Origin of the sequence: Roseibium sp., from assembly GCF_965233565.1 — a bacterium.
Classification (GTDB): domain Bacteria; phylum Pseudomonadota; class Alphaproteobacteria; order Rhizobiales; family Stappiaceae; genus Roseibium.
In genome coordinates this window covers 3,684,830-3,697,390 of record NZ_OZ247494.1, presented here as the reverse complement: position 1 = coordinate 3,697,390, position 12,561 = coordinate 3,684,830, and the positions used below count along the sequence as shown (strand labels likewise).

The following is a 12,561-nucleotide window of genomic DNA, read 5'->3' as shown; positions in this document are numbered from 1 at the left end:
ACACTCGGTCGCCTTCGCGCAAAAATTGAAGCGAACCACTAAACTAGAAGTAAACATGAGCCAGCACAACAACACATTACAGTTGTATGACAAGGCAAATTTATTGTTAAAATTACCAATAATACCGATGAATGAAAGAAGATTTCATGCGTGCTTGTATCAGATGCGCAAAATTGCCCATGCCTTGCCCATTCGGACACATCCGTGAACGGCCACGTTTTTTTAATTCGCCTGCTAACTTCTGAAAAAAAATGCGTTTTTGGAAAAAAAAGAGGGGCATATTGCCCCTCATCTGGTCTCGTAACTCTTTGGTCGACGGAATCAGTCCGCCAGATCCTGCACGCTTAGGACACCGCCATTCTCGTCGAGCCTGTAGATGATGGGCGTGCCGGTGCCCAGCTCTCGCTTCAGGATCTGCTCCGGGCTCAGGCCTTCCAGTTCCATGATCAGCGAACGAAGGGAATTGCCGTGAGCGGCCACAATGGTCCGCTTGCCGGACAGCACTTTCGGCAGGATTTCAGCCTTGTAATAAGGCAGAACACGCTCAGCGGTCATTTTCAGGCTTTCGCCCCCCGGAGGCGGCACGTCGAAGGACCGGCGCCAGATGTGAACCTGTTCTTCGCCGAACTGCTGACGTGCCTCGTCCTTATTCATGCCGGTCAGATCGCCATAGTCCCGCTCGTTCAGAGCCTGATCCTTGGCGGTTTCCAGGCCGGTCTGACCCAGCTCCTCCAGGATGATGTCGAGCGTCTTCTGCGCGCGTGACAGCACGGAGGTAAACGCCAGATCGAAAGTCAGCTTCAGATCCTTGAGCTGCTGTCCCGCCTTGTGTGCTTCCGCAACACCCTGTTCGGTCAGGCCCGGATCTTTCCAGCCCGTGAACAGGTTCTTCAAATTCCATTCGCTTTGCCCGTGACGGACAAGCACAAGAAGGCGATCCATGCCATTCTCCTCAAGCTATGCAGGTGTAAGGTCACGACGTCAGGCCGAGAACATCGGCCATCGAATAAAAGCCCGGCTTCTGATCAAAGCCCCACAGAGCGGCCTTGACCGCGCCGCGCGCAAACAGTTGCCGGTCCTCGGCGCGATGAGTCAGCTCGATCCGTTCGCCTTCTCCGGCAAAGATGACCGAATGTTCGCCAATGACCGAGCCGCCGCGCAGCGTTGCAAAGCCGATATCGCCGCTCCTGCGCGGGTCCGAGATGCCGTCTCGAGAGCGAACCGAGTGGGCGGCAAGATCGATCCCACGGCCTTCTGCCGCGGCTTCCCCAAGCAGCAGTGCCGTCCCCGACGGCGCATCCACCTTGTGCTTGTGGTGCATCTCCAGCACTTCAATGTCGAAATCCGCGTCCAGCGCAGCCGCTGCCTGACGCACCAGACTGGCGAGCAGATTGACGCCAAGGCTCATGTTTCCGGATTTGATGACACGGGCATGCCGTGCCGCCGCCTTGAGCGGAGCATCTTCGCCCTCACTCCAGCCCGTCGTTCCGATGACATGCACGATGCGGGCCTGGGCAGCCAGTTCCGCAAACCAAAGGCTTGCCGCAGGCGCCGTGAAATCCAGCACACCGTCCGCCTTGGCAAAGGCGCTCAGCGGGTCGTCGGTCAGGGGAATGTCCAACGCCCCGACGCCTGCCAGCTCACCGGCGTCCTGGCCAAGAAGGTCGGATCCCTCGCGTTCGATTGCGAAAGCGACGGTCGCTCCGGGCGTTTCTGTGACAGCCCGCGTCAGGGCACGGCCCATGCGCCCCCCCGCTCCCACGACAACCAAGCGCATTTGCCCCATCGACGGTCCCTCAATTCACCATTCGGCAGCGGGTATAACAGTTTCACCCCGCAAGGCAAATGCCTGAGTTTCACCGGGAAACATCAGGACTGATAACTTCGATCCTGTAAAATATTACCATGCATTACCCGTCAAGTTTATGATAAATGACAAGTTAATTTCAAAATGATTCATGTCTTTTTCATCAAGGTAGTTCACTAAAGATAAACCCGAGCGCGGTACAGTTTTCGTCACAATTGTTTATTCTTACAATTGCGCACTCGAACCAAGGTTTCATGATAGGATGTTCGACGTCAGCCCGGCCCGATACACTTTGAATGGTTTCGCAGGAGTTGAAGTTCAGCGGCTATGCACGTTTCAAACATCGGCCCTAAAACCGCGCCCCGCAGACAGCGATTGGAGATTGGAGCGAGCTCAAGCCGTCTTCAACCTCGGACCTCTGTTGCAGTGATCGACTGCCTGGGAGCGCTTCGTTGAAAGCCCGTTTCGCCATACCCTTCAGCCGGCTTGTAATGGCTTTGTTTGCCTTCGGCCTGATCGGCACGGCGATCGCCCTGTTCTGGATTACCTATCTCGGCTCCCTGTCCATCGCCGAATACGAAATTGCCCGCAGTGCCAAATCCAAGGCAACTCTCACACGGCTGGTGTTCACGCAGCATCTGGATCAGCTTGAAACACAGATCCGCATGATCGCCGCGGATCCGAATATTCGCGAAGCCCTCAAGACCAACGACAAGGCCGCAGCCAAGGAAATCATGGACCGGGCCTCCGAAGGTCTGACCAGCGCAGTGCTCGACATTTTGCTGATCGACCATCCGGATGAACCCGGTTGGGTCAATGGCAGCCTTGGCCTGATCGATATCCGGAACCAGCTGCCCTACAATATCCGCTCCGCCATGCCGCCGGATATCTGGGTGAACTATGCCGAGCACGATTCAGACCCGATTGAAGTGACCGCTGCCCTGTCGACGCCGGTCCTTGATCCGGAGACCGGGCAGGCACTTGGGAAAATCTATGGCGGAACGTCCGTCACGGATTCTTACACCTTGCCGGGTGTGCTGGCCAAAATCCTGAAAGTGGACGACCTTGCCATCTATCATGACGACCACGTGATTGCGGGCCTGGGCGACCTGACAACGGAAGCTCTACCAGAGCAACTCACCGTGACGCCGGACACGGTCAGCTATGTTCTCAAGGACAATCACCTTTATGTTCTGGCACCGCTGATGCACGGCCTCGACGGGCACATGATGGCTGCGATCGTCAAGCAGCCTGTCGATACGATGCAAAAGGTCGAAGAGACCTACACCCAGCTGTTCACGCCGTTCCTGCTCTATACCGGTGTCCTTGCGATTGTCGCTGCGCTTCTGGTGAACCGGATCACAACCGCGGGGCTCGGCCGACTGCTGAACTACGCCATGAGCCTCAGACAGGACCGGCTGGTGTCCCCTCCGACGCCGGGGCTGATTTCCGAGTTCAACAAACTGTCCTCCATGTTTCAGGCCGCTTTTGAATCGGTGCGCAATCGCGACGCCCAGTTCAAGGACATGATCGATGGATCATTGCACGGCGTTCTGGTGCATGCCAATCACCGGATCCTCTATGTCAACGACGCCCTGCTGCAGATGCTGGGCTATGAAAACGGAGACCCGAAGCAGCTGGTCGATTCGCCAACCCTGGTGATCTTCGCGCCTGAAGAACACAGCCGCCTGCGCAGCTACTACAATCTGCGTGAAAGCGGCGGAGCGCCCAGGGCCTATGAAGTCAAAGGCATCCGCAAGGACGGACAGATCGTCTGGTTCGAGCAACATGTGCGTTTGACGGAGTGGCGCGGGGAACGTGCCTATTACGCCACCATCACCGATATCAGCGAGCGCAAGCACCAGGAAGAACTGGCGACCAAGAATGCCAATTTCGACATCCTGACCGGACTGCCGAACCGGCGCCTCCTGATGGACAGGCTCCACCAGGCCGTTCAGCGCTGCAAACATCATGGCGAAAGGATCGCCCTGATGATCCTGGACCTCGACCGGTTCAAGACCGTCAACGAGACCTACGGCCCCAAGGCCGGTGATCTCGTCATCGAATCCATCGCCGCACGGCTGACGCATCTGCTCGGACCGGACCAGACCGTTGCCCGCATGGGCGGGGACGAGTTTGCCATCATCCTGACCGATCAGGAAGACCGCTGGCAGATCGAACAGGTCGCCCGTGACATCCTGAAAGTGGTGGGTGAACCCATTGACCTGGAAAACGGTCTGCAGGCCGTCATGGCCGGCAGCCTCGGCATCACGGTGGCCCCCAATGACGGCGATGACGACGAAGCGTTGCTGTTGCAGGCCGACACAAGCATGTACCAGGCCAAGGCAGACAGCGGGTCCACCTATCGTTTCTTTGCCACACGCATGAACGAGCAGACAGCGCGAGCCGGACAGATCGAGGTGTCTCTGCGCCGCGCCATCGAAAACGGCGAACTGCACCTGAATTACCAGCCGATTGTCGACTATTCCAAAAAACGGGTCGTCAGCTGCGAGAGCCTGGCGCGCTGGACCGACCCCCACCTGGGCACGGTGCCGCCCTCAGAATTCATCAAGGTCGCAGAAGACTGCGGCCTGATCGTTCCGCTTGGTGAATGGGTCCTGAGGGAAGCCTGCACCTTCTTCCATTCCTGCAACCGCAACGGCCTGCAGCTGGACGGCATCAGCGTGAACATTTCACCGCGCCAATGCCGGGATAACAGTTTTGTAGGCCGTGTCACGGCGATCCTGGAAGAAATGGAAATGGACCCGACCCGGTTGCAGCTCGAAGTCACCGAAAGCGTGATGTTCGAAGACCAGCGCGTCGACCCGATCGAGATCCTGGACTCCATCAGCTCTCTGGGCGTGAAAATCTCGCTGGACGACTTCGGCACCGGCTACTCGTCGCTCAGCTACCTGAAACGTCTGCCGATTGACACACTGAAGATCGACAGGTCCTTCATCATGGGTCTGGAACGCGATCAGGACGGCCAGGCCCTGGTCAAGGCAATCATCTCGATGGCAGCATCGCTCGGGATTGATGTTGTCTGCGAGGGCGCGGAAACCCCGGAACAGTGCGATCTGATCCACTCATTCGGCTGCGCCCTGATACAGGGCTACAGCCTCGGCAAACCGATGTCCGGTGTCGACTTCCACCGGTTTCTCGCCAATATGAACGGCGTCGACGCCGTGGCAGCCCAGGCCGGCTGACAGAACCCCAAGCCCAGAAACAAAAAACGGGGCCACCAGGGCCCCGTTTCCGGTTTTCAAGCAACGCGCGCTTATTCAGCGTCTTCGCGTTCCTTCTTTTCGATTTCCTGGCCGGTCTCCTGATCGATGACCTTCATGGACAGGCGTACCTTGCCACGCTCGTCGAAGCCCATCAGCTTGACCCAGACCTTGTCGCCTTCCTTGACCACGTCGGTGACCTTGGCCACCTTGCGCGGAGCGAGCTGGGAAATGTGGACCAGACCGTCCTTGGCACCGAAGAAGTTCACGAACGCGCCGAAATCAACGCATTTCACGACCGTGCCTTCGTAGATCACACCCACTTCCGGTTCAGCGGCAATGGAGTTGATCCAGTTGACGGCGGCCTTGATGGCCTTGCCGTCGGAAGAGGCGATCTTGACGGTGCCGTCGTCTTCGATGTTGACCTTGGCGCCGGTCTTTTCGACGATTTCGCGAATGACCTTGCCGCCGGAACCGATGACTTCACGGATCTTGTCGACCGGGATTTTCATCATTTCGATGCGCGGCGCATGTTCGCCAAGCTCGGACCGTGCCTCGGTGATGGCATTGGCCATTTCACCCAGAATGTGGATCCGGCCGTCCTTGGCCTGGCCGAGAGCAACCTTCATGATCTCTTCGGTGATACCGTCGATCTTGATGTCCATCTGCAGCGCGGTGATGCCGTTTTCGGAACCTGCCACCTTGAAGTCCATGTCGCCGAGGTGATCTTCGTCACCCAGGATGTCGGACAGGACGGCGAAGCGGTCGCCTTCCTTGATCAGACCCATGGCGATACCGGCCACCGGCGACTTCAGCGGCACACCGGCATCCATCAGCGCCAGCGAGGTGCCGCAGACGGTCGCCATGGAAGACGAGCCGTTGGATTCGGTGATCTCGGAGACAACGCGGACGGTATACGGGAACTCGTGATGCGCCGGCATCATCGGGTTGATCGCACGCCAGGCCAGCTTGCCGTGGCCGATCTCGCGACGTCCCGGGGAGCCCATGCGGCCGGTTTCACCGACGGAGTAGGGCGGGAAGTTGTAGTGCAGCATGAAGTGCGCCTTGACGGTGCCTTCAAGCAGGTCGACGAACTGCTCGTCTTCGCCGGTGCCCAGCGTGGAGACGACCAGACCCTGGGTCTCACCGCGGGTGAACAGGGAAGAACCGTGGGCGCGCGGCAGAATGCCGACTTCGGACGTGATCGCACGAACGGTGGACAGGTCGCGGCCATCGATGCGGGAACCGGTGTCCAGGATGCTGCCACGGACGATTTCCGCTTCCAGCTTCTTGAACTGCTCGCCCAGAACGTTGGCTTCGACCGCTTCGCCTTCAGCGGCGTTGGTGATCAGGGCTTCGACAACCTTGGCCTTGGCCGCATCAACCGCGTTCTTGCGCTCGGTCTTGGACGTGATCTTGTAGGCCTCGGCAACTTCACCGGCGACCATGTCCTTGATCTTGGCAAAGAGGGCGGAGTGATCCGGCAGGACCAGTTCACGCGGTTCCTTGGCAGCGGTCTCGGCCAGCTTGATGATGGCGTCGATCACCGGCTGGAAACCCTTGTGGCCGAACATCACCGCGCCGAGCATGGTGTCTTCGTCCAGTTCCTTGGCTTCCGATTCGACCATCAGAACGGCGTCGGTGGTGCCGGCAACAACCAGATCCAGAGAGGATTCCTGCATGTCGTCAACCAGCGGGTTCAGGACATATTCGCCGTTGATGTAACCGACGCGGGCGCCGCCGATCGGGCCCATGAACGGAACGCCGGACAGGGTCAGGGCCGCGGAAGACGCAACCATGGCCAGGATGTCCGGTGCGTTCTCCAGATCGTGGGAGAGAACGGTGATGACCACCTGGGTGTCGTTCTTGTAGCCATCGGCAAAGAGCGGACGGATCGGACGGTCGATCAGGCGGGAGGTCAGCGTCTCGTGCTCGGACGGACGGCCTTCACGCTTGAAAAAGCCTCCCGGAATCTTACCGGCGGCATAGGCCTTTTCCTGGTAGTTCACGGTCAGCGGGAAGAAATCCTGGCCTGGCCTCGGTTCCTTTGCGGAGACAACCGTTGCCAGCACTTTGGTTTCGCCATAGGTCGCCATGACGGCGCCATCGGCTTGGCGGGCAACCTTGCCCGTTTCGAGAATGAGCGGACGCCCGCCCCACTCGACTTCTACACGATGAATGTCAAACATCATCTGTCCTTACAGCTTTGCCCGGACTGGCCGCTTTCGGTACGGCTTGGTGATCGGGCACATTCCCGGTCGGCCCCGGATGGGCCGGTTACCGGCGGACAGGTCACGGGCAAGACAACAAGCTGCTTTCCAAAAAACAATTGAAAGAAGCTGGCAATCCTGCCCCATGACATGTCACGAGGCTTCTATAGAGCGTTTGCTTCCAAATGGAAACGCTCCAGTTCGGAATTACGCTGCGAAACGAGTGTTCGGGTTCGCGAAGCGTCTTCCCAAAGAAAAACGCGGCGGGACAGGCCCACCGCGTTTTGAAGGTCTGCGATCTTAGCGGCGAATGCCAAGACGTTCGATGAGCGTCTTGTAACGCTCTTCGCTCTTGCCGCGCGTGTAGTCCAGAAGGGACCGGCGCTGCGCAACCATCTTCAGGAGACCGCGGCGGGAGTGGTTGTCCTTGCCGTGACCCTTGAAGTGTTCGGTCAGGTTGTTGATGCGCTCGGTCAGGATCGCGATCTGGACTTCCGGAGAGCCGGTGTCGCCTTCTTTGGTCGCGTATTCCTTGATGAGCTCAGCTTTCCGCTCTGCAGTAATCGACATCGCTCTTTCCTTTCAAAGAGTGAAGGTCCGTTGACCGGACGCGTTGAACTGCCCGAAGGCCTGATCCGGATGTCTCCAGAGCCGAGATGTCGGTCAGCAAAGGATCTTTCCGGACGAATTGGGCCTTAGTACCCAATGGCGGCGGTATATGGCAGAAAACGCAGCGAAAATCCAGCGGATTCTCGGGCTTTCGCGCCCCGCCATTCTTTCAAAGATGAAACACGCGGCTCGGCTGGAACCGGCCCCTGTCAATTGAACCGATGGCGACGGGCACATCGGCGTGGCTGGCAAAGGCCACATCCGTGTTGAGGGGCGCGTCCCGGCCGCGAAGCAACACAGCCATCCCCTTGCGGATCTTCGCCGCATCATCGAGCGAGACCGGCACTTCGACCAGCGCGTCCATGGCATCGCGCACGGGAAGGATGAATTCGGAGACCAGCGCCTCTACGCCTGCTCCCTCTTCCTGCTCCTGCTCCTGCGCTGCGTCCACCAGGTCCTCGAATTCGACCAGATCTTCCTCACCAAACGGGCCGACCAGCAGACGGCGAAGCTCTGTTACGTGACCACAGGTGCCGAGACGGCGGCCAAGGTCACGGGCAAGGGCCCGCACATAGGTCCCCTTGCCGCATTCGGCTTCAAAAACAGCACGGTTTTCGTCCGGACATTCCACCAGATCCAGCCGGTGCACGTCGATGGGCCGCGCTTCCAGCTCGACTTCTTCACCGTCACGGGCAAGATCATAAGCCCGTTCACCGGCGATCTTGATGGCGGAGAATTTCGGCGGCACCTGCATGATCGTGCCGACAAACTCGCCAAGCACGCCGGAAATGGACGGTGCATCCGGACGCACATCCGAGGTCGCAATAACCTCTCCTTCTGTGTCGTCGGTGTTGGTTTCGGTACCCCAGGTCACCTCGAAGCGGTAGACCTTGCGGCCATCCATGACAAAAGGAACGGTTTTGGTGGCCTCGCCAAAGGCCACCGGCAGCAGCCCCGAGGCGCGCGGATCAAGCGTACCGGCATGCCCGACCTTTTGCGGCGAGAAGATCCGCTTGATCTTGCCGAGGGCCTCGTTGGACGTGATGCCATAGGGCTTGTCCAGCACCAGCCAGCCATTGATGGCGTTTTTCTTGCGTTTGACCTGTTTCTGCCGTGCCATGTGATGTCCGTCTGGATCTCAATTACGATGGTTGGGCCAACTAAAAGGACCCGACGCCTTCGTCATTGCCGGACTTGATCCGGCAATCCATGCCGTTTCCTTGCCTCAGACAAAGCTGATCGAAAGGAAACGCATTGGCATGGATCCCATGGTCAAGCCATGGGATGACGTCAATTGGATATGCCCGAGTGGCCTCGCGGCCCCTAGTCCTCTTCGTCCGCGTCCAGGTCGCGGGCAACTTCCGGAGAATGCAGCAGGGTGCCGATGCGGTCGTCATCGTCGAAACGGGTGTCGAGCACGAAACGCAGGTCGGGCATGTATTTCATGGTCAGGCGACGGGACACCTGGCCACGCAGATATTTGGCGCTGCGGTTGAGTGCCTTTTCCACCTTCTCCGCGTCCTTGCCGCCGAGCGGCATCACCAGACAGGTGGCAAGACGCAGATCCGGCGTCATGCGCACTTCGGGGATCGTGATAATGACCCCGTCCAGATCCGGATCGGAAAACCGGCCGCGTGTCAGAATGTCGGACAGCTCCTTGCGGACCGTTTCGCCAACCTTGAGCTGGCGCTGCGACGGACCACGGCTGTCCTGTCCGTGATGTTTTGCCATTGTTGTTGTCCTTTGACCGCCGTCAATTCCGGATAAGTGCAGCGCAAGCTGCAAACAGATCCGGACCCCAGCGTATCATGCCGCGCAAACAGCGCGTCCAATTAGAAAAAGAGCGCGCTTTCGCGCGCCCTCATATCTGGTTTCCGAACCTGTGTGCGGCTGTGCCGCATGCAGGTTCGAAATGACGTAAGCAGGCCGAGTCGTCAGAGCGTTCTTGCAATCTGCTCGACGCGGAAACACTCGATGATGTCGCCCGGACGCATGTCCTGGTACTTGACGAAGTTCATGCCGCATTCCTGACCGGATTCGACGGACTTGACCTCGTCCTTGAAGCGCTTGAGCGTGCCCAGTTCGCCTTCGTGGATGACCACGTCGTCGCGAATGAGGCGCACATTGGCACCGCGTTCGACAACACCTTCGGTGACCAGACAGCCTGCAACCTTGCCGACCTTGGAGATGTGGAAGATTTCCTTGATCTCCGCATTGCCGAGGAAGGTCTCGCGACGCTCCGGCGACAGAAGGCCGGACATGGCCGACTTGATGTCGTCCACGAGGTCATAGATCACGTTGTAGTAACGGATCTCGATACCGTCGCGGCTGGCTGCCTCACGCGCCTGCTTGTTGGCACGTACGTTGAAGCCAAGGATCGGCGCATTGGAGGCCGATGCCAGGGTGATGTCGCTCTCGGTGATGCCACCGACACCCGACAGCAGGATGCGTGCACCAACTTCCTCGTTGCCGAGTTCGTTAAGCGCATGGGCGATGGCTTCCGCCGAGCCCTGCACGTCCGCTTTCAGAACCAGCGGGAATTCCTTCCGGCCCGTGTTCTGCGCGCTCATCATCATCTGCTCGAGGGATCCCCGTGCTGCAGAGGCAACCACAGAGGCCTTTTCGCGGATCTGACGCTGGCGGTAGTCGGTGATTTCACGGGCGCGGGCTTCGTTTTCCACGACCGCAACCAGGTCGCCTGCAGCCGGAGTGCCCTGGAAGCCCAGAACCTCGACCGGCTTGGACGGACCGGCTTCCTTCACCTGTTCGCCGTTCTCGTCGAGCATGGCGCGGACACGGCCCCATTCGGAACCGGCCACCAGGATGTCACCCGGCTTCAGCGTGCCCTTCTGCACCAGTACGGTCGCAACCGGACCACGGCCACGGTCGAGCTGGGCCTCAATGACAACACCTTCCGCAGTGCGGTCCGGATTGGCCTGAAGCTCAAGAACCTCGGACTGCAGCAGGATCATTTCCAGCAGCTTGTCCAGGTTGGTGCCGTTCAGGGCCGAAACCTCGACATCGATGATGTCGCCGCCCATGGATTCGACAACAAGTTCTTCGCTCAGGAGCTCGGTGCGGACCCGGTTCGGATCTGCGCCCGGCTTGTCGATCTTGTTGATCGCCACGATGATCGGCGCATCGGCCGCCTTGGCGTGGGCAATCGCTTCCTTGGTCTGCGGCATGACGCCGTCATCGGCAGCCACCACGAGGATCACGATATCGGTCGACTTGGCACCGCGGGCACGCATCTGCGAGAAGGCCGCGTGGCCCGGTGTATCGATGAAGGTGATCTTCTGACCATCCTGATCGACCTGATAGGCGCCGATATGCTGGGTGATGCCGCCGGCTTCGCCGGTGACAACCTTGGACTTGCGGATCGAGTCGAGCAGCGAGGTCTTGCCGTGGTCGACATGGCCCATGATGGTCACGACCGGCGGCCGCGGCTTCAAGGTGCCTTCGTCATCTTCGGTGGTGAACAGGCCTTCTTCAACATCGGCTTCGGAAACACGCTTGACCGTGTGGCCCATTTCTTCGGCGATCAGCTCGGCCGTGTCGGCGTCGATGACGTCGTTGATCTTGAGCATCTGGCCCTGCTTCATCAGCAGCTTGATCACATCAACAGCGCGCTCGGCCATACGGTTGGCGAGTTCCTGAATGGTGATCGCTTCCGGCAGCGTGACTTCACGGGAAATTTTCTCGCGAACCACCTGCTGCTGACCGCGCTTGGCCTTCTCCTGGCGGCGGCGCATGGAGGCAAGCGAGCGTGCCCGCTGGCCGTCATCACCACCGGTAGCAGCAGAAATCGTAAGCTTGGACCGGCGCCGGTCGTCGCCGCCACGCGGACGCGTGGTCGGGGCCGGGGCCTGTTTCGGCCGCTTGACAGCACGAAGGCCACCCTTGTTGCGATCGTCCTCGGACGTGGCCCCCTCGCGGGTTTCCGGCTTCGGACGGGCCGGAGCAGGGGTTTCCTTGCGCTTGCCCATGTTGTCGAGGCTCGGCGGGCGGCCGCCATCGGCATGCGCAGGCTTGCGGATGGCCGGTTTCCTGCTCTCCTGGCGTTGAGGCGCAGCCGCCTTGGCAGCCGGTGCGGCTTCGGCCGGAGCCTTGGCTTCCTCTGCAGCCGGGGCCGCTTTCGCGGCTTCGGCAGCTGCCTTGGCTTCTTCCGCCTCACGCTTGGCACGCTCTTCGGCTTCTACCTTGGCACGGGCCTCTTCTTCGGCCTGACGCTGAGCAGCTTCGGCGGCCCGGCGCTTTTCTTCTTCCGCCCGGCGAACGCGGTCTTCCTCGTCGCGGACCTTTGCCATCTGAAGAGCCGCTGCGCGGGCAGCCGCTTCTTCCTTGGTCAGGGTTCTCAGAACGTTGCCATTGCCCTTCTGACGCTGGCCCGACGCGGAGCGGCGTGCCTGCTTGGCAGCCTGCGGATCAGGCTGGTGCGGTTTGCGCGGAGCTTCAGCCGGCCGTTCCAGACGCTGGGTCGTCGGTGCGGGAGCTTCCGGTTTCGGCTCCTGTCCCGGGATCACGACACGGCGCTTTTTCTTTTCCACGACGACGGCCTTCGACCGGCCATGCGAAAACGACTGCCGAACAGTTCCCTGATCGCCACCGCCCCGCTTGAGGCCAAGCGTCTTGCCACGCTCAACGCTGATTGTCTTGTCGCCTGGATTCTTCGTATCGCTCATATTGCCTTCAGTCCTGCGCAACCACCTTG

Annotated in this window: 8 protein-coding genes; 1 reads left to right on the top strand and 7 read right to left on the bottom strand. The window is 59.7% G+C overall.

The features are described from left to right. Positions 1-321: 321 nt before the first annotated feature. The gene (locus tag ACO6TG_RS17015) at positions 322-942 is read right to left on the bottom strand and encodes a 2,3-bisphosphoglycerate-dependent phosphoglycerate mutase (RefSeq protein WP_422374284.1); all 621 of its coding nucleotides are present in this window, start codon (positions 940-942) and stop codon (positions 322-324) included. 31 nt (positions 943-973) lie between these two features. Further along, the gene (gene dapB / locus ACO6TG_RS17010; RefSeq protein ID WP_422374283.1) at positions 974-1,786 is read right to left on the bottom strand and encodes a 4-hydroxy-tetrahydrodipicolinate reductase; all 813 of its coding nucleotides are present in this window, start codon (positions 1,784-1,786) and stop codon (positions 974-976) included. A gap of 512 nt (positions 1,787-2,298) precedes the next feature. Here dapB and ACO6TG_RS17005 point away from each other — a divergent pair. Beyond that, the gene (locus tag ACO6TG_RS17005) at positions 2,299-5,013 is read left to right on the top strand and encodes an EAL domain-containing protein (protein WP_422374282.1); all 2,715 of its coding nucleotides are present in this window, start codon (positions 2,299-2,301) and stop codon (positions 5,011-5,013) included. 71 nt (positions 5,014-5,084) lie between these two features. Here the strand turns inward: ACO6TG_RS17005 and pnp are convergent, their stop codons facing one another. The 5 genes from pnp to infB all read right to left on the bottom strand — a co-directional run bounded on the left by pnp (position 5,085) and on the right by infB (position 12,532). Further along, positions 5,085-7,220 carry a polyribonucleotide nucleotidyltransferase gene (gene pnp, locus ACO6TG_RS17000; protein WP_422374281.1) on the bottom strand — a complete coding sequence of 712 codons (2,136 nt, stop codon included), beginning with the start codon at positions 7,218-7,220 and terminating at the stop codon, positions 5,085-5,087. Positions 7,221-7,541: 321 nt separating this feature from the next. Further along, positions 7,542-7,811, bottom strand: coding sequence for a 30S ribosomal protein S15 (gene rpsO / locus ACO6TG_RS16995; protein ID WP_094073431.1), 270 nt, complete (start codon positions 7,809-7,811; stop codon positions 7,542-7,544). Positions 7,812-8,019: 208 nt separating this feature from the next. After that, the gene (gene truB, locus ACO6TG_RS16990) at positions 8,020-8,970 is read right to left on the bottom strand and encodes a tRNA pseudouridine(55) synthase TruB (RefSeq protein WP_422374280.1); all 951 of its coding nucleotides are present in this window, start codon (positions 8,968-8,970) and stop codon (positions 8,020-8,022) included. Positions 8,971-9,173: 203 nt separating this feature from the next. Then, positions 9,174-9,581, bottom strand: coding sequence for a 30S ribosome-binding factor RbfA (rbfA, locus tag ACO6TG_RS16985; protein ID WP_094074925.1), 408 nt, complete (start codon positions 9,579-9,581; stop codon positions 9,174-9,176). 203 nt (positions 9,582-9,784) lie between these two features. Beyond that, positions 9,785-12,532: a translation initiation factor IF-2 gene (infB, locus tag ACO6TG_RS16980; RefSeq protein WP_422374279.1), complete on the bottom strand. Its 2,748-nt coding sequence runs from the start codon at positions 12,530-12,532 to the stop codon at positions 9,785-9,787. Positions 12,533-12,561: the final 29 nt, after the last annotated feature.

What these genes read in the sequence shown, in the direction of transcription:
- rbfA (WP_094074925.1), bottom strand. Translation starts at nt 9,581, where the DNA reads ATGGCAAAACATCACGGACAGGACAGCCGTGGTCCGTCGCAGCGCCAG.
- truB (WP_422374280.1), bottom strand. Translation starts at nt 8,970, where the DNA reads ATGGCACGGCAGAAACAGGTCAAACGCAAGAAAAACGCCATCAATGGC.
- ACO6TG_RS17015 (WP_422374284.1), bottom strand. Translation starts at nt 942, where the DNA reads ATGGATCGCCTTCTTGTGCTTGTCCGTCACGGGCAAAGCGAATGGAAT.
- dapB (WP_422374283.1), bottom strand. Translation starts at nt 1,786, where the DNA reads ATGGGGCAAATGCGCTTGGTTGTCGTGGGAGCGGGGGGGCGCATGGGC.
- ACO6TG_RS17005 (WP_422374282.1), top strand. Translation starts at nt 2,299, where the DNA reads ATGGCTTTGTTTGCCTTCGGCCTGATCGGCACGGCGATCGCCCTGTTC.
- pnp (WP_422374281.1), bottom strand. Translation starts at nt 7,220, where the DNA reads ATGTTTGACATTCATCGTGTAGAAGTCGAGTGGGGCGGGCGTCCGCTC.
- infB (WP_422374279.1), bottom strand. Translation starts at nt 12,532, where the DNA reads ATGAGCGATACGAAGAATCCAGGCGACAAGACAATCAGCGTTGAGCGT.
- rpsO (WP_094073431.1), bottom strand. Translation starts at nt 7,811, where the DNA reads ATGTCGATTACTGCAGAGCGGAAAGCTGAGCTCATCAAGGAATACGCG.